This window comes from Pseudomonas sp. QE6, from assembly GCF_041379005.1.
In the GTDB taxonomy this organism is placed as follows: domain Bacteria; phylum Pseudomonadota; class Gammaproteobacteria; order Pseudomonadales; family Pseudomonadaceae; genus Pseudomonas.
The window spans coordinates 1151560-1173068 of the sequence record NZ_CP166873.1 but is presented as its reverse complement, the minus strand read 5'-3'; the positions used below and the strand labels follow the sequence as shown (position 1 = coordinate 1173068).

The following is a 21509-nucleotide window of genomic DNA, read 5'->3' as shown; positions in this document are numbered from 1 at the left end:
GCTTACTCCTTGCCGACTCGACGCAGGTCGGCGTCAACCATCATGTGAATCAGCGACTCCAGGCTGGTCTTTGGACTCCAACCCAGAACGCGTTCGGCCTTGCCCGGGTTACCCAGCAGTACATCCACTTCCGCCGGGCGGAAGAAGGCAGGATCGATCACCACATGGTCCTGGTACTTCAGGTCGACGTACTCGAATGCAATGCGGCACATCTCGCGCACGGTGGTGGTCACGCCAGTGGCCACCACGTAGTCATCCGGCTGGTCCTGCTGCAGCATCCGCCACATGGCTTCCACGTAATCACCGGCAAAGCCCCAGTCGCGCTTGGCATCGATGTTGCCCAGGCGCAGTTCGTTCTGCTTGCCGAGCTTGATGCGCGCCACCGCATCGGTGACCTTGCGCGTCACGAACTCGATGCCGCGCAGTGGCGACTCGTGGTTGAAGAGGATGCCGCTGGAGGCGTGCAGCTTGAAGCTCTCGCGATAGTTCACCGTGATCCAGTGACCATAGAGCTTAGCCACCCCGTAGGGGCTGCGTGGGTAGAACGGTGTGTTTTCGTCCTGCCGCTCGGCCTGGATCAGGCCGAACATTTCACTGGTGGAGGCCTGGTAGAAGCGCGTTTCCGGGCTGAATTGGCGGATGGCTTCCAGAAGATGAGTGACCCCCAGGCCGTCGACGATCCCGGTGGTGACGGGCTGGTCCCAGGAGCTGCCGACGAAGCTCTGCGCACCCAGGTTATAGAGCTCGTCCGGCTTGGCCTTGATGACGGCACGCTGGACGGAAGAGGCATCCGCCAGATCGCCGTCGAGGTAGACCAGTTCGGACTCGATACCCAGCTCGCGCAAGCGCCAGCGCGTATCGCTACTGCGGCGGGCGACCAGTCCGTGGACCTTGTAGCCCTTCTCCAGCAGCAGCTTCGCAAGGTACGCGCCATCCTGGCCGGTCAGGCCGGTGATCAGAGCACTTTTTGTCATTCTTCTGGCATCCGTGATGTCTCGCAGAATCATGGCCTGCGAGTTGATTTTAGTTATTCCGGATCCCCTGGCTGGCGGGGCATGCCCTCCATGGTCTCCGCGTGAAGCGTTACTGCGGTCGCGCATTTGCACGCTTGTGGCGTTGCCGCGCCGACTTCACTGGCGATTGCTCGTCGCCGGATCGGGGTTCCCGACCATTCCCCCAATAGCGAAGGATCTACTCCTGCAACACCCTGACATCCCAGTCCGCCAGAATATCCCGGAGCGTCCGCTCCATACTGATCTCTGGCGCCCAGCCCGTTTCCTGTCGCAACTTGGCATGGCTACCGCAGACCCTGCGCTGCTCCGCGCGCCGCAGACGCTGCGGGTCCTGGCAGATCTCCAGTTCGACCTCGGCCAACCGGACCATCCGCTCGATCAGGTCTCGCACCCGGTATTCCTGTCCCGAGCACACGTTGTACACCTCCCCGCTGCGACCATGCTCCAGCAGCGCGAAATAGGCCGCCAGCACGTCCCGCACATCGAGAAAATCACGGGAGACATCGATGTCACCCACCTCGATGCGGGGAGCCTGCAAGCCACGCCGGATACGCGCCACTTGCCTTGCCACCGCAGGCAGGACGAAATCCGCCTTCTGACCCGTCCCCACATGGTTGAACGGACGTGCCACCATCATGCGCCACGACTCGGTGAAGCTCCACTGCTGGCACAACAGCTCCGCCGAGACCTTGCTCACACCATAGGGATTGCGTGGGCGAGGCATCTGTTCCTCGGTGATGGGCAATTGCGCCTCACTCACCTGTCCATAAACGTCTCCGGAACTGACATAGAGAAAAGCCCCGGAAAAACCGCAACGCTTGAGCGACTCCAGCAGATTCAGGGTCCCCAGTACGTTCACTTGCAGCGTTCCCGCCGGGTCCTTGAACGCCTGCGGCACGAAGGTCTGGCCGGCCAGATGGATCACCGCATCGGGCGGCCCGTCTGCCAGGTATCCGTCCAGTGCGCCGGGGTCACGCAAGTCCAAGCGAGGCAGCTCCATGAGCCGCCATCCGGAAGGCTGCGATGCTCGCAACTGGGTCCCTACAAACCCGGAAAGCCCTGTTACGAGGAGTTTTCTGTCCAAAGGCCAGTCTCTCTGATTGTTCTGGTGAATAGGAACCCAAAAATGGCTGACTGGTCAGTCATGTTCAAGCCGTCTACAGTGAGGTCGCCAGGCGGTAGGGCGATCACTCACCCGACCGCGCCGACACCCCATCCGTTCAGGCACGAAATGCGTTCAGACTGATCGTCGGCCCGCTTGACCCGACCTTCATGAAGCATCCCCGATCCTCAACCGTTTGCACTCTGGAGACAGGGTCCTCCGTGGGGTAGCATTCACGCCACTCGGCCCCGGATGGCCCTTTGCAGACACACTGATGAAACCTGCCCTGATCTACACGTTATTGCCGGTAATCGCAACTGTTGCCAACATTTTCTGTCAGGATATGACGACCCGTCAGTATGCAAGCCCCTACCACATCACACTCCCGCTCCTGATCGGCACAGGCGCTGGCCTGGTCATCAAGTACATCCTCGACAAGCGCTACCTGGGCGGAGTGACAGGCCTGGTGATCGGCCATGTTGCAGGCGACATCGAAAGGGGCATCGACAAGGGCGAGGACGTGCTCTACACGCCGGGATTCTGCTGCCTGATCATGACCATCATCCGCTCCATCCTGGAGTTCGGCTTCAGGCGGCTGTCGCTGTGACGGGCGCCCGGGAAGAGATTCGCGGGAGAATCCTGCTCACCTGCTGCCTCTACTGGCTTTTGTGCCTCTCCGCCCTTCTGTTATGGCAGAATAGAAGCATCAACGATGTAACTGGCGATGAGCCCCACTATCTGATCATCAGCCAGAGCCTCGCCAGCTATGGCAGCCTGGAACTGACCCGGGCGTACGAAGACGAGTTCGCCAGCCACCAACTCGTCAAGGAAGGCCTGGCAGCCCCGGGCACACCCGCCGCCGACTCCAACACTCACGCGGCCGGCGGGGCCAATGGCCGATACAGCTTCCACAACATCGGCCTGCCGCTGCTATTGACGATCCCGTTCGCTCTCGGCGGGGTCTGGGCCGCCAAACTCTTCATGGTACTGCTGAGCACCCTGGGCGTGCTGCTCAGCTGGAGGATCGCACTGCATGCCGGGCTCGACCGGCGCCTGGCGACCCTGGGCGTGCTTGCCCTCACGGCGGGGCTGCCGCTAGTGCCGGCCGCAGGCCAGATCTACCCGGATGTCCTCGCCGGCAGCATTGCGCTGGCGGCTTTGTACTGGCTGCATACGCCGCGAATCCCGAGACGCCTGCCAATCCAGGCAACCTACGCCCTGGCCGTGGCCTTCCTGCCCTGGCTGCAGATCAAACTCAGCGCTACGGCTCTGGTGCTTGCCGGCGCGGGGTGCTGGGTCGCATGGCACAGCAGCGCAAGCCTGCTGCAGAGACTGGCTTGGCCGGTCCTGCTGGGCGGCTCACTGCTGTTGCTGGCGAGCTACAACTTCCATGCCTTCGGGAAGATATCGGGACCATACAGCGATGGCGCGCTGGAGCTAAGCACCACGACCGGCATGGTTCTGCTGGGCCTGCTGCTCGACCAGAACCAGGGCATGCTCCTGCAGAACCCGCTGCTCTGGCTGGGCATCCTGTATCTGCCAGGGATGCTCCGGAAATATCCCGTGCCGACGCTGTTCTGGGGGCTGACCTTCTGCTCGCTGGTCGTGCCCAATGCCATGCACCCGAACTGGTATGGCGGCCTGTCGTTTTCGGGACGCTTCGGCTGGTCAGCGGCGTTAGTCCTGTTCCTTCCGACCATGGCCGCGCTGAAACCATTGCAGGGGGTACTGGGCAGGAACAAGCTGATCCTGCTGCTGCTCACGCTCATCACGCTACAGCTGACGTTCTTCTTCAAGTACGCCTACTTTGGCGTCAGTCTCTACAACCGCCCGGCCGCGAACTGGCTGAGCGAGTACTCCGCCCTCTATCGCCCTCTGCAGAACTGGGTGCCGGCGCTGTACAACATCGACTGGGCCGGCCGCTTCGCGCCGAATTACCTGTTCACCGCCCTGCTGCTGTTCGTACTCGCCTACGGCGCCTGGTTGTTCGCTAGGCAGCAAGTGCCCAACAGGCCACGCGCGGGGTTGGTCGTCATCGCGTATGCGATGGCCGTCGCGATCACCGGCTATTTCAGCAAGCCGGGCGATCCCTCGAGGTACTACCCGGCCGGACAAATGCCCTCGCTGACGGGGCGCACTGCAGGCTCCGAGCGCATCGCGATCAGCCAACAGGACGCGCCGGGGTTCCTCTCGTTCGGCCCCTACGTGGGCCTGTCCAGAGGCACCTACGAAGTCACGCTGAAGTACCTGAGCCCGGCTCCCGAAGCGATAGCGGCGGCCACTTTCGACATTTTCCACTCTGGCCAGCCCGGCGAGCAGAAACAGGCACTCGAACTGGTTGGCACCGACGGGAAAGCACGTAGCGTCTGCATTCGCTTCAATGTTTCCGCTCTACGAGCATCACCCTACGAGTTCCGGGTGCTGTGGAATGGCCAGGTCGACATGCGCCTGCAAGGCATGACCCTGACTCGGCTGGACTGACATACCTGCGTGTCCGCGACTGAATAACAAGAGGTCCCCTGGATGCTGGGAACAACCCGATTCATTCTCGCTCTGCTCGTGCTGCTCTCGCACATCCCGGGCCTCGGTCTGCCGCTTAATACCGGGGTCACTGCCGTCATAATCTTCTACTTCACCAGCGGGTTGCTGATGCGCCGCAGCTATCGGCGGTTCACCAGGATGTCCTCATTCCCGGTACGCGATTTCTATGTTGACCGCCTGCTCAAGCTCTACCCACAGTATGCCGTCATGGTCGCGCTCAGCTTCAGCGCAATCGCCATGATCGGGCCGGCAGAACATACCTTGTTCATGAACCAGCAAGCGGACCTGACGAAGGTGCTGCTCAATCTCGCTCTGCTGCCGGCGAATTATGTCTTCGAGCCTCTGGTGATCCCGGGCATGCTGCCCCACCCGATCATCCCGCCAGCCTGGTCGCTGGCCGCCGAATTCCATTTCTATCTGCTGGTACCGCTGCTGGCGCTCCTTCCGCGAACGGTATTCCTGGCACTTTGCCTCATCACCGGCAGCATCCAGATCGGCGCACTGTTCTTCGTTGCAGGCGACTACAACAGCAACAACTTCGGCTACCGATTCATATTTGGCGCCCTGGTCTTCTTCCTGTTCGGCTGTGCACAGGCCGACAAGGACGATGCGTTCTATCGCCGAGTCAGCCTGGCCCTGTGGCTGGTCTATGCCGTCATGCTGTTCGGCATAGCACCGTGGTTCAGTCTATTGGCCAATCCCCAGGTCAAGGAGGTGCTGCTGGGCGCGGTGCTGGCCCTGCCGCTGGTGAGCGCGGCGATGCGCTGCAAACCCTCGCCAGCACGCTGGGCGACGGTGGACAATCACCTGGGACGAATGGCCTATCCCCTGTTCATCTGCCACATCTTCGCCTTCTACCTATGCGAACGGCTCTGGAACATCAGCTACGACCGCCCCACCCTGATGATTCCGGTCACGCTGCTGGTCAGCCTGATGGTCGCGCAGCTGCTGCTGACCCTGCAGCAACTGTTCGATCGTTACCGGCTGGAACGCCGCGGATTTGCCAGCATGAGCCAGGAGCCGGCCTGAACGGACCGGGCTCCTGTGTCGCCGCAATAGCCCGAAGCGGCACTGCCCACGCTCACTGCCCCAGATAGTCCCGGCGCCTGTAGGCATTGAAATCGCTGTCCCAGCGGTACTCCTGATCCAGTCGTGGATTGGTCCACAGGTCAACGGTCGACGGCAGTGTCAGAGCGCCGGGAGTGTCGCGACGAAGAATCAGAATGAAGTCCGGCTTCCTGTCGAGAACGTAGTCGGAATCCGTCCGCTGATGCCCCGGTATCAACAGCAGCGCCGGAACGACCTTGGTACTGCGCGCCACATGCTTGTCGACCAGGCCCAGCACATCCAGGATCTCCACATCCTTCGCGTAATACCCGAACTTACCGATCCCGACCGCAGCGACGAGCTTCGGCGCCGGGCGCAGCGCGGTCATGCGCTGCACGTAATTGCGAATTCCCTCCTCGGTGTCTCCGAAGATGTGCAGGCGAGCGGCATCGCGCTTGGCGAGCGCCAGAGACAAGGCGGGCTCCAGATCATAGTGATCGATCGTTCGCGGCCAGCTCAGCCAGAGCGACCATATGATAGTCGCCGGTAGCAGTAGCCCCAGGAGCACGCCGGCTGCGCGCTGCTTCGACCAGAGCCACAGAACACCAGCTATGGCACCCGCCGTCAGCAACGGCAGTACGGGCAGGGTAAAGCGACCAAAGGCGAATACATCCCCACCGACATACACGATGTAGGCGAACGTGATCAGTATGTAGGCCATGGCAATGCGGAACCGGCGGAACGCGAAGGCAGCCAGCAATGCGGGAAATACCAGGAGGATCGGGCCATCCACACCGGCGTTGTAGAGATACTCGAACCCACGCGATAGCGGGATACCGCCGACCTTGGCGTAGAAAGTATTGGGTACGACGTCGTGGTAGTAATACAGCCGGAACGCCGTATGTGCAGCCAGGTAAGCAGCAAAGGCCAGACTGGGGAGCGACAACCTCCACCAGCCCGCCAGGTCCCTCGGGCGCTGCAGGAGTGCAGCCTGGAGCCAGCTGCCGCCCAGCAGCACACCGGCCAGGATCGCCCCTTCCGGACGTGTCATGGTGGCCAAAACGCACCAGAACGCCACCCGGCCGAACCGCCGTTCCAGATGGTCGATGAAGGCCATCAATACCAGATAGCCGAACAGGGTCGTCTCCAGGCCGCCACCGGTCCAGCAGGCAAAGGAGTTACTGGCCAGGAGTACGATGGGGGCCCATCCGGCCCACCCCTTCATCGAGGGTGCCAGCAGGCGCGAGGCATAGACATAGCTGGCCACCAGCAGGAGCGTACCGAATATCTGCACCAACCAGCCGCCCACCTGCACCGCGTCGCCCCCCAGGACGATGCCCAGGGCAACCAGCAAGGTCCACAACAGATTGGTGTAGCCCTCCACCGGCTCACCGATGTTGAACACCAAGCCATGCCCTGCCACCAGGTTCTGCGCATAGCGATAACTGATGAACGCATCATCCAGCTGCTCGACCGGATACATTCGGAACTCGAACAGAAACACCAGGACGCAAAGTGCGACGGCGACCCAGCCGGAGTATCGGGCTACAGAGAAGACAGTTGTGCGCGCATGCTGGCCGCTGTGGGTGGTATCGATCTGGCTCATGGTCACTTCTGGTTATGGTTGATTTGGGGGCCATGCCCGGTCAGGGGGGAGCGCCATGGATTCAAGGCTTGCGCGCGATGATGACCTGACTCTTGGGCAGCACTTCATCCAGCGCCTGCTTGATCTTGCGCCCCTGAGGTGTCGACAGGATTTCCCCCCACATCTCCCGCCACTTCTCAATCAGCGGATTGGAGTCCGCTTCATGCAAGGGAGGGTGATCGGTCGTCCAGTAGAGCATCCACCAGATCGTCCGATAGAAGCCGTAGTGAAGCCTCTTCTCGACCGTCAGCCCGGCGCTACGGACCAGGCTCTCGAATTCGTCGCGCTCGAAAATGCGAATATGGTTCGGCTTGCGGTAGTAGCTCTCAGGGGCGAGGCCCTGTTGCGCCCTCTCGCCCGCCGCATCGGGTACCGTCAGGAGAAACAAGGCTCCCGGGTGGGCGACCCGCACCAGTTCAGCCATGAACTTCGCCGGGTCGTCTACATGCTCCAGCACTTCCATGGCGATCACCCGGCTGACCCGGCCGTCTTCCAGCGGTATCGGGTCGCCATCGGTGATCAGCGGATGCACGGCACGGGCGGGCGTTTCTTGCAGACGCTTCACCGCCGCGCTGACGTTTTCCTGATTGATGTCGGCGATGAAGACTTCCGCCCCCTGGCGACCGGCGAACGCCGTAAAACCGCCGTCACCGCAACCGATATCGAGGACCGAATCCTGGGCCAAAATCGGGAAGTCTTCGAGCAGCTCCCCTGTCTCGTTGCGGAACCAGCCGCTCAGGGACATATCGATCAGCCCCAGTTCCGGTAGCGCTTCCTCAGGCGTCTGCACCTGCATGCTCTGCGGTGGCGTCAGTGGCAGTACCGGCGCATCTGCCGCAGGAGCAGACGCCCGCAGCATTCTTTTGAGTCGAGAAAACATTCGATCCTCTGACGTTCAGGTTTAGTCGGGCAGCGCCATGGGCGACTGCATCGCAGGGCGAGGCCGCTTGGCGATGCCATCGGCGATCCGGGCTCCACGGCGACGCAGGGGCATTTCCACGAAGCGATAATTCAGTTCCGCGAGCAGGCCGATCAGGACGAGTACTACCGGAAACGCCACCAGGAAGTACCCGCGGCCATCGATACCTACTCCGGGGAAGAGGCGGAACTGCAGCTCTCGAACGAAGAAGAACATCGGGACGTGGATGAGATAGATGGCATAGGAGCGAGCGCCCAGCCAGAGCATCAACCGACGCAAAGGCGCCCAGCGACAGAACCAGTTCTGGTCATAGGAAGCCAGCCACACCAGCGCCGCCGAGACCAGCGCCATCAGCCCGACCTTGTAGTGGAAATCTTCGGCAAAGGGTGACGCCAGGTAGGCCAGCAACGCCACGCTGCCCAGCAGCAATGCCGTCGCCAGCGCCGGCACCCGTGACAGAAATCCAGGCATCATCGCGGCATGGGAAGGTCGCGCGCTCCAGACGGCCAGCAGAATCCCCAGCGCCAGCGCATCGGTGCGGAAAACCATCAGCCACGGCGTGCGGACCTGCACCAACTGCACCAGCACCAGCGCGATCAAGGCCAGCGGCAGATAACGCCGGGCCACGAAAAGGAGCAAGGGGAACAGCAGGTAGAACTGCTCTTCCAGGGACAGACTCCAGTAAACGAAGCTGGCGCCGTACTCGCAGCGCATGAAGCAATTGGCGAAACGGATGTTGGCAAAATTCAACACGCCGGCGAGGGTCGCCTCCAGGTTCGCCCTGAGGGTACCGAAGGCGCCTGACTGGTTGAACACGAGCACGGCGAGCAGGACCAGGGCCAGCCACAGCCAGGCCGACGGCAGGAGCCGCCAGATACGGCGTACCCAGAATGCCTGGGCGACAGCCAGCGACGCGCGCCAGCCCTGGCAGGCGGCCATTCTGGGAATCAGGTCCCGGGCGATGACGAATCCGGAAATGGCGAAGAACAGATCGACGCCGAACCAGCCCCCCAGGTGCAGAAGTGGCCATGGCAATCCCGGCGCTTGCATCGACGTCAGATTACCGTTGATGTGATGCAAGACCACCGCCAGCACGGCAAATGCACGGAGGACTTCGATATCGCAGATTCGCCGGCTCACGCGCTCATACCTCGGGTTCTCGATTCCACGGCGGCGGCAGCCCGCCAGATGACGGCTTGCAGGAAGGGTTCAAGCTGCTCGATCACCGCCTGTCGCGAGCAGTACCCACGCATACGTTCGATCGCCCGATCGCCCATCTCCCGATAGCCATCAGGCTGCTCGCGGTACAGTGTCCAGGCTTGCAGGTAGGCCGTTCGCAAGGAGTCCCAGTCGACCTGCTGACGGCAGGTCCTGAATGCGCTGCGAGGGTCATGCGGCCAGGTTGCAGCTTCAGCCCAGCTGCCGACTCGAAACGCCACCTGCTCATCGATGTAGTCACTCATCCCTGAGTGCGACGGCGCGATGGCCGGCTTGCCGCAGGACAGGAATTCCATCAGCGGCAGGCACTGTCCCTCGCCGAAAGACGCGTTGACGACGTAGGAGGTGGCCTGCATCAGCGCCCGGTAATCCTCGTCTTCCAGGTAGCCGTGCATGAGCACCACGCGGCAGCGGAATTCCGGCAGGCGCGCCAGGAAGCGCAACATCTCCGTCATGGCCGAGCAGTATTCCCGGTGGGTCAGCTTGAACACCAGGACGGCATCGGCCTTGTCGGCGAAGGCGGAGCAGAAGGCACTGATCAGGTCGGGCCAGTTCTTGCGGCCGTCATAGGGGTTGAACACCGTCGAGAAGACTACGCCGTCGAGCTCCACCGAGAAGGCCCCGGGAATGAACAGCGCCCGTTGCGGGAACGGATCGTCTTCGATGGGTTCCGGTGCTGGCGCGGCCACCTCAGGCTTTGGTGCCACCGTGATCGCATCGCGGCCACGCAGCCGACGGACCAGGCGCCTCAGGCGTTCCGGCAGCAAATCCGCCAGCACCGTCTGGTACCAGGCCCCGACATACCGACGCGTCACCCGCAGGCAGTCCGCCAGACTCTCGGGCGGTGGATAGGCCGGCGCCTCGGGCGGCGACTCGATGACTGGAGCCGGTGGCTCAGGCTCGCCAACCACTCCTGGAGCGGGCTCCCCTTTGAACAACAGGTGCCAATGCTCCGGATCGGCCTGCAGGAACTGTTGCAGATCCAGATTCGCGGTATCGAAGACCACGCCCTTGCCATTGATGCGGCCAGTGCCCCGCTGCTCCTTCAGCCGCCGCAGGCCATCGAAGGCATCCCAGACCGGCGAAGGCACAGAGAGCATGGGATAGAACGGCGGGACCTTCTTGCGCACAGCCTCGACCGTCGAGCGGGAATGAGTGATCGCTTGGCCGAACTGCCGCAGCATGAACGACCAGTCCTGCCCGGCATCATTGAGCCAGACCTCATCGGGGATGGTGTCGAACTCCCAGGCGAACACCGGCACGGTCGGACATTCCAGCGTGTTCAGAGTCTTGTGTGGCGGCGAGAAACTGAGGAAAACGCAACCCTCCCCACGCCGACGACAATCCTGGTAGATCGCGTCGACCTGTTCGGCGGGATCGTCGATCACCACCACCTCGCCGAACTCGCGCAGTGCCGGCAGGAATTCCTTCAAGACGAAGTAGTAGCTGTACTCCGGCGCCCCGAGGCTGGTGCGGATCGTTGCCGCACTGGTTGCGGAATAGGCCAGAATCCTCATGTCCGGGCTCCCAGCACGCGCCCAAGGGGCCGGCTTGCGACGGGTTCCCGGCAAACCCTCGAAAAGAATTCGCGCCACTGCGCAAGGAGCAGGTTCATGGACGCACGCACCTGCATGCCGGTGCGAGCACCCGCCGACAGGGCCTGGTATTCCATGGGGCGGCTCACGGCAAGATCGAAGCTGGCCTGGAACACAGCGCACATCGACTGCCAGTTCAGGCGATGGTCGAAGAAGCGCATACGCTTGTCAGGGTCACCTGCCCAGTGGGTCGGCTGACGGCTGCACTGGAAGAGCAGCGGATAATCCTCCTCCAGCCAGTCGCCCAAGGCACTGTGGCGCGGCGCGAGCACGGGCCGGCCTGCACTAAGGAACTCCTGCACGGTGACAGCGGACGATTCGCTCAACGCCGGATGAACCAGATAGTGGCTGGCCGCAATCAGTTGCGCATACTCCGGCTCATCGAGATAGCCATTGATCACGACCACCCGGCATCGGAAGGGCGACAACCGAGAGAGGTTGGTCAGCATGGCGATGCGGCCCGAGCTGAGATTGGCATGGGTGAACTTGAAGACCAGGGTCGCATCGGGCTCGTCACGGAAGGTAAGGCAGAAAGCCGTCAGCATTTCCGTCCAGTTGCGTGTTTCATCTTCCGCGCGCAACACGCAGGTATAAACCACGCCATGCAGCGTGATGCGTTGCGGCAGGGCTGGAAGCGTCTCGACGTGAGCTGCCTCCATCACGGGCTCGGGTTCGACTTCGAGCTTCGCTTCCACCACGACGGGCGCTCTATTCCGATGGCCGTCAGCATCCGTCATTTCCCGCCACCAGCCTCGGGCAAGGGCCGAGGAAACCTGCAAACGCTGACGCCAATTCAGGCGCGCGGGCTCGGCCTGGGTCCGTGCCAGAAGCTCTTCGATGACAGGGGACTCCTCAGCCGCTGGCTCAGGGCGCGCCAGGGCATCGACCGACAGGCCGATGGAGGGGCTATCCAGCAATTGCCCGGTGAAACGGAGCGTGCGTGGCGACAGGAGCGGAAGAGCGCCTTCAGCAGGGCAGAGGACGGCGAACCGCTCCCAGGGTTGGGCCGGCGTCACCAGGACCGGGAAGTCTTCACCCATAAGGTGACGAATGGCCTGCGCGCTCTGCTGGCTGAAAGTAATGACACCGGCACATAGCAGGAGGCGTTCGCGCCAGGCGGGGTCGAAATCGGATGGCAGAATCTCGAAAGGCCAGGCAATGGCCGCGATGACCGGGCAGCACTCGGGAGTATCCGCCTCGCCGGGAAGGCCGAACACGCAATAAACCGGCTTATTGCCATCCGCGCGAACATCCTGGCAGAAACGATGAAGATCGGCGCCCGCAGCAACCTCCACCACATCGCCCAGCCCGTTCAGTACGGCAAGCAGGTTTTGATACAGGAAACTCAGGCCCGGACCGGGGCCATTGGGCACGATCGAATAATCGGAATCGCCAGCTCGGTTTCTGACAAAAATCGTCATCGTCATTCTTCAGCCCTAGTAACGCAGGGTCGTTTATTGTTCTTTCAGCTGAACCGAGGCCCTACCTCGCAGCCGCCCTTGTCGGAAGCGTCAGCTAGAAAGCCACTTAAGCCACCTCATTGCAAGGAAAACGGCAAATTCGGAACAGTTGGGCGCAGAGGGGCAGGAACAGCTGAGAAAAAGCCGCAAGTGTGGCTAGGCAATCACATCCAGCTGTGACTGGCGAGTCACCCCACCTCCACCCAATCATGTCCTCCCATACCACTCGCTCCCTAAAGGAGCCGGAGGACACCGCCATGGAACACGCCCTCGCCCGACCGGCAACCAAGCCGCGCACCGGGATGCAACGTACCCTCTGGAAGTTGCTGCGCCAGTGGCACCAGAACACCCGCACCCGCCTCCAGCTGGCCGAGCTGGACAGCCGGCAGCTCGCCGACCTCGGCATCAGCCCCAGCGAGCGTGTCGCCGAAATCTCGAAACCATTCTGGCGCTGACCTCTGGTGATGCGAATCAGTCTTGGCTAGTCTGTGCTCCAGTAGAGTGGCCCCCCGGCCACCTTTTTGTGCCTTATCCGGAGCCACTCCATGAAGAAAAGCCTTCAACTGATCGCCGCAGCCACCCTGCTGGGCTGCGCCACCGGCGCCTTCGCCACCAGCTTCGTCTACACCACCGACCTGTCGGTACGTGCCACCGGCGCCACCTCCGATGCCACCTCCAACATCAGCAACTCCTTCAAGGACGACAAGATCGTTCTCGAAGCCAAGGACGACGCCGCGACCTTCGTGGCGAGCCAAGGTGACATCCGCGGCGCCCACCTGGAAGCCGCCCTGCGCCACATCCGCAACAAGATGCCGACCCTGGCGGCCAACGACCAGCAGCTGGCACAGGCCATCCTGACCATCTGATGCCTCCCCGCGCCGGGCGCTCCGCCCGGCGCGTCGCGCTGGCCCTCGGCCACGCATTCCGTTAGCCTTGGCGGTCGTGCTTTTCCGATCATCTCCGCCCATGCGCCCTCTACTGCTCATGCTACCGCTGTTGTTCTGCACCCTGCCTGCCCGGGCATTCGACCAGACGACCCAGTTCCCGGTAGGGACCAGCTATGTCACCAGCAAACTGACCAGCACTCCGTTCGAGAACAAGCTGCTGCGCAGCGCTCGTGACGATGCGGCAGGGTTCATCGCCAGCGGTGGCGAGCTGCGCGGCGCCCGTCTCGAAGCAGCGCTGCAATGGCTGCGCGAGCGGCACCCGGCACTCGCGGCGAATGATCGGGAACTGGCCGAAGCGATTCTTGCCCAATAAGTCGTGAGCAGCTCCCGCTGCCCTTTCGGAGACATCCATGCGCCTCTGCTCGATCCCCAAGAGCCCCCTGATCCTCGGCCTGCTGCTCGCTGCCTGCGCTTCCGGCGCCCAGGCGCAGTCGGTGATTCGCGTGTTCAACATCACCACCAACGCCTTCGCCCGCAGCATCGACTTCACCTCGGACACCACCACCTCCGTGCGCGACATGAAGATCGTGCAGGAAGCCCGTGACGACGCCGCCAGCTTCGTCGGCAGCGACGGCGCCATTCGCGGCGCCCAGCTGGAAGCCGCGTTCAAGGTACTGCGCGAAGACGTGCCGCAGGCGCGTGAGGCCTCCGACCAGGCCCTGGCCGAAGCCATCCTCGCTCTGTGAGGCTCCGGGTTGGCCGCTGGCTGGCGGCCCTTGCACTGATCGTCGCCGCCAGCAGCCAAGCCTCGCTCCGCCTGGAGCTCGACACTGACGGATTGAGCGGCGCCCAGCGCCAGGCCAGCCAGCAACTGCTGGACGAGGCCCTGCAGACCCTGCCGGCCAGCTTCGTCGAGCGTCTCGACCGCAAGGTCGAGGTGCAATGGCGCGAAGACCTGCCCAGCAACGGCATGGGCCGCGCCCTGCGCCCCGACGCCATCGCCCTCAGCACCCGCTACCTCGCCGCGCTCACCGACGGCAGCGCCGCTACCCGGCAGACCGGGCGCACCCACGGCACCCTGCGCCGCGAACTGCTGGCCGCCCTGCTCCACGAACTGACCCACCTCTACGACCGCGCGCGCCTGTGGGATGCCGACGAAGCCCGCGTCATCCGCCGCTGCACCCTGCGCGACAAGAGCCTGGGGCGTGTCGGCGCGCCCGATGAATGCCGCGGCCAGACCGGTCGCCGCTTCACGCTGTCGGACGACCCGCGCCTGCTCGACCTCGCCGGCTGGCCGCAGTACGCCGGCAAGCATGGGGAACGCGAGCAGCACAACCGTTTCGTCCTGCGCAGCCCGGACAGCTATGAGCTGAGCAACCCGCGCGAATACGTCGCGGTGAACATGGAGTATTTCCTCCTCGACCCGAGCTACGCCTGCCGCCGCCCCGCGCTGTACCGCTACTACGCCGCACGCTTCGGCGAGCGCCCGCACGACGCCTGCGCCAGCAGCTACGCCTACCTCAACGCCGGCCGCGACTTCGGCCAGCAGCCGCTGGGCTACCTCGACCCGGAGCGGGTCTACGAGGTGGACTACTTCATCGCCGAGGCCAACGCCGACATCGCCAGCCGCTGGGGGCATACCATGCTGCGCCTGGTGGTCTGCGCGCCGGGCCGCCCGCGCGGGCCGGACTGCCGCCTGGACCTCGACCGGCACCTGGTGCTCTCCTACCGCGCCTTCGTCGGCGACCTGCAGCTCTCCAGCTGGGACGGCCTGACCGGCGCCTATCCCTCGCGACTCTTCGTGCTGCCGCTGTCGCAGGTGATCGAGGAATACACCAAGGTCGAGCTGCGCAGCCTGGCCTCGATCCCGCTGCGCCTGAGCCGCGAGGAGATCAACAGCCTGGTGGAGCGTTCCGCGCAGAGCCACTGGAGCTACGACGGCAACTACTACTTCCTGTCCAACAACTGCGCCGTGGAGACCCTGAAACTGCTGCGCAGCGGCATCCAGCGGCAAAGCCTGCAGAACATGGACAGCATCACCCCCTATGGCGTGCTCGGCCTGCTGGAGAACCAGGGCATCGCCGATCCGAGCGTGCTGGACAACCCCAAGGAAGCCCTGCGCCTGGGCTATCGCTTCGACTCCTTCCGCGACCGCTACCAGGCGATGTTCGAGGTGCTGAAGAAGCGTCTGGACATCCGCCAGGACAAGGTCGAGGACTGGCTCGCGCTGCCCGCCACCGAGCGCCGCCCCTGGTTCGACAAGGCCGACCTGCGCGCCAGCGCCGCCCTGCTCCTGCTCGAACAGGCCTCGCTGCGCCGCCAGTTGCTGCTGGCCCAGGACGAACTCAAGCAGCTCTACCTGAGCAACCGCGGCGACCTGAGCGCCGACACCCGGCTGGCCACCGCCGGCAAGACGCTGCAGCAGATCCTCGACGACAGCGGCTTCCTCAGCCGTCCGGCGGAGTTGCTCGACGGTGGCTACGGGCTGCCCCAGGCGAAGGAAACCGTCACCCTCGAACAGCAGACGCAGCAACGGCAGAAGCGCCTGCGCCAGCTCAGCGACAACCTCGACCGCGAAGTGCGCGCCCTGCTGACGCCCGAGCGCCGCGCCGAGCTGGCGGCGCTGGAGGCCAACACCAAGCAGATCGGGGCGCACCTGCGTGCGTTGCACAAGGCGGCGGGCGGGTTGGAGTTGCCCTGATCCGGCCACCCGGCCGGATCGCGGATAAATCCGCTCCCACGGGCAACTCTCCACGGCTGGGCGTTGCTCGCGAACCCATCCGAACCGCGGGAGCTAGAGCTTCTCCTCCTGCTCCTCGGGCAACTGCTCATCCAGGTGAATCCACGGCAGCCGACTCTTCACCCAGATATGCCGGTTCGGCAGCACCTCGGCCACGTCATCCAGCGTCGCGGTAGTGAGGTCCAGGGTGTCCGGTGCGAGGTCGGTGAACAGCGCCAGCTGCGCCCCGCAGTTGACACAGAAGTAACGCACGCAGGACGGCGAAGAGCGGTACTCGGCGGGCGTGCCGGCGGTCCAGCGGAAGCTTCCCAGCGGCACCGTGGCCCAGGTGGTGACGATGCCGCCGGTGGTGCGCCGGCAGATCGAGCAGTGGCAATGGGCGACGTCGTTCAACTCGGCGTCGCATTCGTAGCGGACCTGCCCGCAATGGCAGCCACCGGCATGCACAGCAGCCATGGAGTCCTCCTGGTTCAGTCGTATTCGGCGGCCTCGTGGTCGCCCAGCAGGCGCCGCTGTCGTGGCGTGCAGGCGGCCAGCACCTCCGGGTTGAAGGCCCAGTCCAGATAGGGCGAGAACTTCTGCGCAACCATCCGCCGGCCATAGTGCACCTGCAGCAGGTAACGCGTACGCGGGCTCAGGTTGCGGCTGCCGGCATGCCACAGGTCACTGCGAAACAGCAGGCAGTCGCCGGCCTGGCAGAGCACCGGCCTGGCCGCCCTGCCCTGCCATTCGCGCTCATCGGGCGCCGGCGCGCGGCCGGCTCGATGGCTGCCGGGAATCACCCAGGTCGGGCACAGCGCCTCGTCGATGTCGTCGAGGTAGATCTGCGCGGTAGCGATGAACATCGGCAGGTCGAATCCCGACGCCAGCAGTTGCTCCGGCAGCGCGACGGGCAGGTAGTCCTGGTGCATCTCCGCGCCGATGAAACCGGGATGGCAGCGCCAGGCCGTCTGGCCGATCACATGGCAATCCCCGCCCAGCGCCGCTTCCACCACCTCGATCAGTCCCGGCGGGTCGAGATAGGGCAGCCACAGCGGCGAGCGGTTGAACACACACTTGTAATGATCCACCAGGCCCTCATAGTCCCAGTGGAGCGGCCGCAGGCCATCGATCAGCCCACGCACCTCGGCTATCTGCGCAGCATCCAGCAGGCCACGCAGCAGGACGAAGCCATCCTCGTGCAGGGCCTGCAAAGGGCTCATGGGGCGCACACTCCGCTCCCCAGCTTGGCCTGGGCCCGCGCCAGCGCATCGAGGAACGCCCCCAGCGCCTCGCCCGGCTCCGCGCCTTGGCGAGTCACGCAATGGAAGTCTGAGACGTAGGCCAGCTGCGCCGGCCGGATCGCCCGCAGGCGCCCGTCGGCCACCCATTCGCTGGCGTAGTGGGTCGGCAGGTAGCCTATGAAGGTGCCGCTGAACACCAGGTTGGCGATGGCTTCCATGCTGTAGGCATTGGTGGTGTGGCTGAACACCAGGCCGTGCGGACGCCGGCTCTCGGCCATGTAGCCACGTCCGACGTACTCGGCGGCGCAGATCTGCTCCAGCGACGGCTCGTCTTCCGCGCGCCCGAAGAACGGATGCTCGCGGGCGCAATACAGGTTCTGCTCCTCGCGGAACAGCAGTTGGTAACGGAGCCCGGACAGGCGATGGTGAAAGGCGCCGATGGCCAGCTGCAGGCGCTCTTCCAGCACGGCGTTTTCCAGCTCGTCCGGACGTTGGGTGTGCAGGTTCAGGCGCACCCGCGGATTGCCCTCGCGGAACAGCCGGATCGCCAGCGGCAACGGCCAGCACTGCTGGCCGAGCACGCCGTCGACGCAGCCCAAGTGCAAGACCTCGCGGTCGCGTCCACCCAGTCCCGTCACCTGCTCGCGGAAGCGCTCGATGTCGACGAACAATCCGAGCGCCGCCTCATAGAGCTGCTCTCCTTCCTCGGTCAGCTGGAAGCCACTGCTGCCGCGCCGGCACAGCGAATAGCCCAGGCGCAGTTCCAGATCGCGCACCAGCACGCTCAAGCGCGACAGGCTGGTATTCAGGCGCACCTGGGCGGCGGTGAAGCCACCCGCCTCGACGATAGTGCAGAAGATGCGCAGCAGGCGCAGGTCGATATCGGAAAGATTGCCCAGCATGGGAGTTCTCGCGGCGGCGGGCGCAGGCCTTTCGTTATAGCGCCGAGGGCGCCGCCCCGTGAACCCCCATGGCGGTCAACGGCGCGCAGCGATCGAGTCGGCCAGTACGCAGAGCAGCTCGAACATCATGGTGGCGCCCACCAGCGCGGTCGCCCCGCCCTGGTCGAACGGCGGCGAGACCTCCACCACGTCGGCGCCGATCAGGTTCAGCCCCTGCAGGCCGCGGATCATGTGCTGCGCCTGCAGCGTCGTCATGCCGCCGATCTCCGGCGTACCGGTGCCCGGCGCGAAGGCCGGATCGAGCACGTCGACGTCGAAGGTGACGTAGGTCGGCCCCTGCCCCACCACTCGGCGCACTTCGGCGAGGGTGGCCTCGACACCCAGGTCGGCGAACTCTTCCATGTGGATCACACGGATGCCGCATTCCTGCGCGAAGGCTTCGTCGTTTGCGTCATAGATCGAGCCGCGAATGCCGATCTGCACGGTACGTTTCGGGTCCAGCAGCCCTTCCTCGATGGCGCGGCGGAACGGCGTACCGTGGGTGTACGGGTTATCGCCGAAATAGCGGTCGTTGGTGTCGGAGTGGGCGTCGAAATGGACCATGCCGATGGGCCGCTCGGCGGCCAGCGCGCGGAAGATCGGCAGGGTCACCAGGTGGTCACCGCCCACCGACAGCGGGACGGTCCCCGCGGCATGGATACGCCGGTAGAAGCCCTCGATGCGCTTGAGCGAATCCAGCAGGTCGATGGGGTTCACCGGCGCATCGCCGATGTCGCCGACGCGCACCAGGTCGTAGGGCGCGATGTGGCTGACGTGGTGCACCTTGCGCATCAGGCTCGACTGGTTGCGCACCTCGCGCGGACCATGGCGGGCGCCGGCGCGGTTGGTGGTGCCGCCGTCCCAGGGCACGCCGAGCAGCGCGATGTCCAACTGCGCCGGGTCCTCGAAGATCGGCAGGCGCATGAAGCTGGGGATGCCGGCGAAGCGGGGAATCTCGGCGGCGTCCAGGGGTTGCGGGTAGTCATGGGACATGGCGGGTCTCCTGATGGATTAAGGGGGATCAGTCGGCCTGCGCCTGCAGGCTGGCGGCCGGCTCGCCGGCGAGGCTGACCACCACGAAGGTGACCAGGCTGGCGAGCAGGCCGTAGGCGATGGGGGTGTTGGCGAGCACGCCGTCGATGGCCATGAACAGGACCACCACCAGGCAGCCGACGACGATGCTGGCCATCGCTCCGCGCGCCGAGGCGCGGCGCCACAGCAGCGCACCGAGGATCGGCACCAGCAGCCCGCCGACCAGCAGGTTGTAGGCAATGCTCAGGGCGCCGATGACGTCGTTGACCAGGCATGCCAGGGCCAGCATCACCACGCCCATCAGGAGGGTGAACAGGCGGCTCTCGCGCAGGCCGTTGGGCGCGCCGGGACGCAGGAAGCGCGCGTAGACATCCTCCTGCAGCACCGTTGCGGCGGCCAGCAGGCAGCCCGATGCGGTGGACATGATGGCCGACAGCGCCGCCGCGACCACCAGCCCGCGCAGGCCGGGTTCGAGCACCTGGCGGGTGATCTCGGCGTAGGCGTTCTCCGGTACCGCGAGGTTGGGAATCAGCACGTGGGCGGCGGCCCCGATCAAGGCGCAGGCCAGGCCGTAGAGCATGCAGTAGATGCCCGCGCCGAGGCCGGCGTAGCGCACCACCTTCTCGCTGCGCGCGGTGAACACGCGCTGCCAGATGTCCTGGCCGATCAGCGCGCCGAAGAAGTACAGCAGGAAGTAGGTGAGGATGGTGTCCAGGCCAATGTGCCCGAGGTCGAAGAAGCCCGCCGGCAGCACTTCCTGCATGCGCGACAGGCCGCCCGCCTGGTGGATCGACAGTGGCAGCAGCACGGCGAAGATGCCGAGGGTCTTGATCACGAACTGGATGATGTCGGTGAGGGTCAGCGACCACATGCCACCGATCACCGAATAGACGATGACGATGCCGCCACCGCAGAGGATCGCCGGGATGCGCGGGATCTCGAAGACCACCTCGGTCACCGAGCCGATGGCGATGGTCGCGGTGACCGCCACCATCAGGTCGTAGGCCACCATGACGATGCCACCGATCAGTCGCGAGGACGCCTGGTAGCGCTGCTCCAGGATCTGCGTGACGGTGTAGACCTTCAGCCTGGCGATCTGCCGCGAGAACACCAGGCTGAGGACGATGATTCCCAGGCCCAACATGAACACCAGCCACAGGCCGGACAGCCCGTAGAGGTAGCCGAGCTTCACCGTACCGATGGTGGACGCGCCGCCCAGCACCACGGCCGCCATGGTGCCCAGGTAGAGGCCGGGACCGAGGCGGCGCCCCGCCACGAGGAAGTCGGTCTGGTTGCGCGCCTTGCGCATTCCGTACCAGCCCAGGGCGAGCATGCCCAGGGCGTAGACCAGCATGATCAGGTAATCGAGCAACATGGCGGGAGGCTCCTGTTGTTGTTGTGTGGGATGCAGGCCGTTGCCCGCAAAAGCCTGATCCGCCACCTCCTCCCGGCAAATCCCCAAAGCCTGAAGCCAACTTTCGCTACCGCGAAAGTGCCCCGTCAGCCCTTGCCAGACGGGTTTTTTCCCCCTCCTCCGGCTCCCGTCGGGAAAAAACTTCTACTCCGCCAAGTGCTTGATTCGTATACGTATGTTATCGTTGTAAACACTGTATACAGCGTAAACGGAACTGTACGAAAAGTGACCACCGTTGTCTCCTTCCGCGCCGATGACGCCCTCGTCCAGGCCCTGGACCAGCTGGCCCGCGCCACCCACCGGGACCGGCCGTACCACCTGCGCCAGGCCCTGGCGCAGTACCTGGAGCGCCAGAGCTGGCACGTCGCGGCCATCGATGAAGGCGTGGCAGACGCCGATGCCGGCCACCTGTTGGAACACGCCGTCATCGAAGCCAAGTGGGGGCTGGCATGAGCCTGAAGTGGACGCACAAGGCGGCGGGCGACCTGGACGCCATCTATGACCACTACGTCGTGCTGATCGGACCGGAGAAGGCGCTGCGGGCCATCCAGGACATCGTCGAGCAGGTTCGTCCGCTGGCGAACCTCGACCTGAGCAGCAGCGGCGTGCCCAGCGAAGTGCCCGGCGTCCGGGAATTGCCGGTGGAGCGCTGGCCCTACCAGGCCGCCTACCGGGTAAAGGGGCGTTCTGTACAGATTTTGCGCATCGACCGTGTGGATAACTCGGGGTAAA

General features: G+C 64.3%; 22 protein-coding genes. 10 read left to right on the top strand and 12 right to left on the bottom strand.

The window, feature by feature from the left end; translation table 11 throughout:
* Positions 1-2: 2 nt before the first annotated feature.
* Both gmd and ACAW63_RS05300 read right to left on the bottom strand, forming a co-directional pair.
* Positions 3-974: a GDP-mannose 4,6-dehydratase gene (gene gmd, locus ACAW63_RS05305; RefSeq protein ID WP_243807080.1), complete on the bottom strand. Its 972-nt coding sequence runs from the start codon at positions 972-974 to the stop codon at positions 3-5.
* A gap of 217 nt (positions 975-1191) precedes the next feature.
* Positions 1192-2097 carry a GDP-mannose 4,6-dehydratase gene (locus ACAW63_RS05300; protein WP_371232169.1) on the bottom strand — a complete coding sequence of 302 codons (906 nt, stop codon included), beginning with the start codon at positions 2095-2097 and terminating at the stop codon, positions 1192-1194.
* Positions 2098-2389: 292 nt separating this feature from the next.
* Between ACAW63_RS05300 and ACAW63_RS05295 the strand changes: the two genes are divergently transcribed.
* The 3 genes from ACAW63_RS05295 to ACAW63_RS05285 all read left to right on the top strand — a co-directional run bounded on the left by ACAW63_RS05295 (position 2390) and on the right by ACAW63_RS05285 (position 5685).
* On the top strand, positions 2390-2722 hold the full coding sequence (locus ACAW63_RS05295) for a GtrA family protein (protein ID WP_371232168.1): 333 nt from the start codon (positions 2390-2392) through the stop codon (positions 2720-2722).
* Positions 2719-4596 carry a hypothetical protein gene (locus ACAW63_RS05290; protein ID WP_371232166.1) on the top strand — a complete coding sequence of 626 codons (1878 nt, stop codon included), beginning with the start codon at positions 2719-2721 and terminating at the stop codon, positions 4594-4596. Before ACAW63_RS05295 ends, ACAW63_RS05290 begins: the two co-directional genes overlap by 4 nt.
* Positions 4597-4674: 78 nt before the next feature.
* Positions 4675-5685, top strand: a complete 1011-nt coding sequence (locus ACAW63_RS05285; protein ID WP_371232164.1) for an acyltransferase family protein — start codon at positions 4675-4677, stop codon at positions 5683-5685.
* Positions 5686-5737: 52 nt separating this feature from the next.
* On the opposite strand, the gene ACAW63_RS05280 is transcribed toward ACAW63_RS05285, so the two are convergent.
* The 5 genes from ACAW63_RS05280 to ACAW63_RS05260 all read right to left on the bottom strand — a co-directional run bounded on the left by ACAW63_RS05280 (position 5738) and on the right by ACAW63_RS05260 (position 12507).
* Entirely contained in the window at positions 5738-7309 is a 1572-nt protein-coding gene (locus ACAW63_RS05280) for a hypothetical protein (protein WP_371232162.1), read from the bottom strand.
* A 61-nt stretch (positions 7310-7370) separates the two neighbouring features.
* Positions 7371-8228, bottom strand: coding sequence for a class I SAM-dependent methyltransferase (locus ACAW63_RS05275; protein ID WP_371232160.1), 858 nt, complete (start codon positions 8226-8228; stop codon positions 7371-7373).
* A gap of 21 nt (positions 8229-8249) precedes the next feature.
* Positions 8250-9407, bottom strand: coding sequence for an acyltransferase family protein (locus ACAW63_RS05270; protein WP_371232158.1), 1158 nt, complete (start codon positions 9405-9407; stop codon positions 8250-8252).
* Complete coding sequence (locus ACAW63_RS05265) at positions 9404-11002, bottom strand: glycosyltransferase (protein ID WP_371232156.1); 1599 nt, start codon at positions 11000-11002, stop codon at positions 9404-9406. Before ACAW63_RS05265 ends, ACAW63_RS05270 begins: the two co-directional genes overlap by 4 nt.
* Positions 10999-12507 (bottom strand): glycosyltransferase, encoded by a 1509-nt coding sequence (locus ACAW63_RS05260; protein WP_371232154.1) that lies wholly within the window; start codon positions 12505-12507, stop codon positions 10999-11001. Before ACAW63_RS05260 ends, ACAW63_RS05265 begins: the two co-directional genes overlap by 4 nt.
* Positions 12508-12797: 290 nt before the next feature.
* On the opposite strand from ACAW63_RS05260, the gene ACAW63_RS05255 reads away from it, so the two are divergent.
* The 5 genes from ACAW63_RS05255 to ACAW63_RS05235 all read left to right on the top strand — a co-directional run bounded on the left by ACAW63_RS05255 (position 12798) and on the right by ACAW63_RS05235 (position 16128).
* A complete protein-coding gene (locus tag ACAW63_RS05255; RefSeq protein ID WP_371232152.1) occupies positions 12798-12995 on the top strand; it encodes a DUF1127 domain-containing protein in 198 nt (65 codons plus the stop codon).
* Positions 12996-13085: 90 nt separating this feature from the next.
* Positions 13086-13406, top strand: coding sequence for a DUF2388 domain-containing protein (locus ACAW63_RS05250; RefSeq protein WP_371232150.1), 321 nt, complete (start codon positions 13086-13088; stop codon positions 13404-13406).
* Positions 13407-13506: 100 nt separating this feature from the next.
* On the top strand, positions 13507-13800 hold the full coding sequence (locus ACAW63_RS05245) for a DUF2388 domain-containing protein (protein ID WP_371232148.1): 294 nt from the start codon (positions 13507-13509) through the stop codon (positions 13798-13800).
* Between the two features lie 37 nt (positions 13801-13837).
* On the top strand, positions 13838-14173 hold the full coding sequence (locus ACAW63_RS05240; protein ID WP_275609521.1) for a DUF2388 domain-containing protein: 336 nt from the start codon (positions 13838-13840) through the stop codon (positions 14171-14173).
* A complete protein-coding gene (locus tag ACAW63_RS05235) occupies positions 14170-16128 on the top strand; it encodes a DUF4105 domain-containing protein (RefSeq protein WP_371232146.1) in 1959 nt (652 codons plus the stop codon). Before ACAW63_RS05240 ends, ACAW63_RS05235 begins: the two co-directional genes overlap by 4 nt.
* Positions 16129-16221: 93 nt before the next feature.
* Here the strand turns inward: ACAW63_RS05235 and ACAW63_RS05230 are convergent, their stop codons facing one another.
* The 5 genes from ACAW63_RS05230 to ACAW63_RS05210 form a co-directional block, all read right to left on the bottom strand.
* On the bottom strand, positions 16222-16623 hold the full coding sequence (locus tag ACAW63_RS05230) for a GFA family protein (protein ID WP_371232145.1): 402 nt from the start codon (positions 16621-16623) through the stop codon (positions 16222-16224).
* 14 nt (positions 16624-16637) lie between these two features.
* Positions 16638-17369: a phytanoyl-CoA dioxygenase family protein gene (locus ACAW63_RS05225; protein ID WP_371232143.1), complete on the bottom strand. Its 732-nt coding sequence runs from the start codon at positions 17367-17369 to the stop codon at positions 16638-16640.
* Entirely contained in the window at positions 17366-18292 is a 927-nt protein-coding gene (locus ACAW63_RS05220; RefSeq protein ID WP_371232141.1) for a LysR family transcriptional regulator, read from the bottom strand. The genes ACAW63_RS05225 and ACAW63_RS05220 overlap by 4 nt, the downstream gene beginning before the upstream one ends.
* A gap of 75 nt (positions 18293-18367) precedes the next feature.
* Positions 18368-19324, bottom strand: a complete 957-nt coding sequence (gene speB, locus ACAW63_RS05215) for an agmatinase (RefSeq protein ID WP_371232140.1) — start codon at positions 19322-19324, stop codon at positions 18368-18370.
* 28 nt (positions 19325-19352) lie between these two features.
* Entirely contained in the window at positions 19353-20738 is a 1386-nt protein-coding gene (locus ACAW63_RS05210; protein WP_371232138.1) for a sodium:solute symporter, read from the bottom strand.
* Between the two features lie 264 nt (positions 20739-21002).
* Between ACAW63_RS05210 and ACAW63_RS05205 the strand changes: the two genes are divergently transcribed.
* Together ACAW63_RS05205 and ACAW63_RS05200 are read left to right on the top strand one after the other, a co-directional pair.
* Positions 21003-21230 carry a CopG family ribbon-helix-helix protein gene (locus ACAW63_RS05205; protein WP_275609514.1) on the top strand — a complete coding sequence of 76 codons (228 nt, stop codon included), beginning with the start codon at positions 21003-21005 and terminating at the stop codon, positions 21228-21230.
* Positions 21227-21508, top strand: coding sequence for a type II toxin-antitoxin system RelE/ParE family toxin (locus tag ACAW63_RS05200; protein WP_275609513.1), 282 nt, complete (start codon positions 21227-21229; stop codon positions 21506-21508). The genes ACAW63_RS05205 and ACAW63_RS05200 overlap by 4 nt, the downstream gene beginning before the upstream one ends.
* The last annotated feature ends 1 nt before the right edge of the window (position 21509 follow it).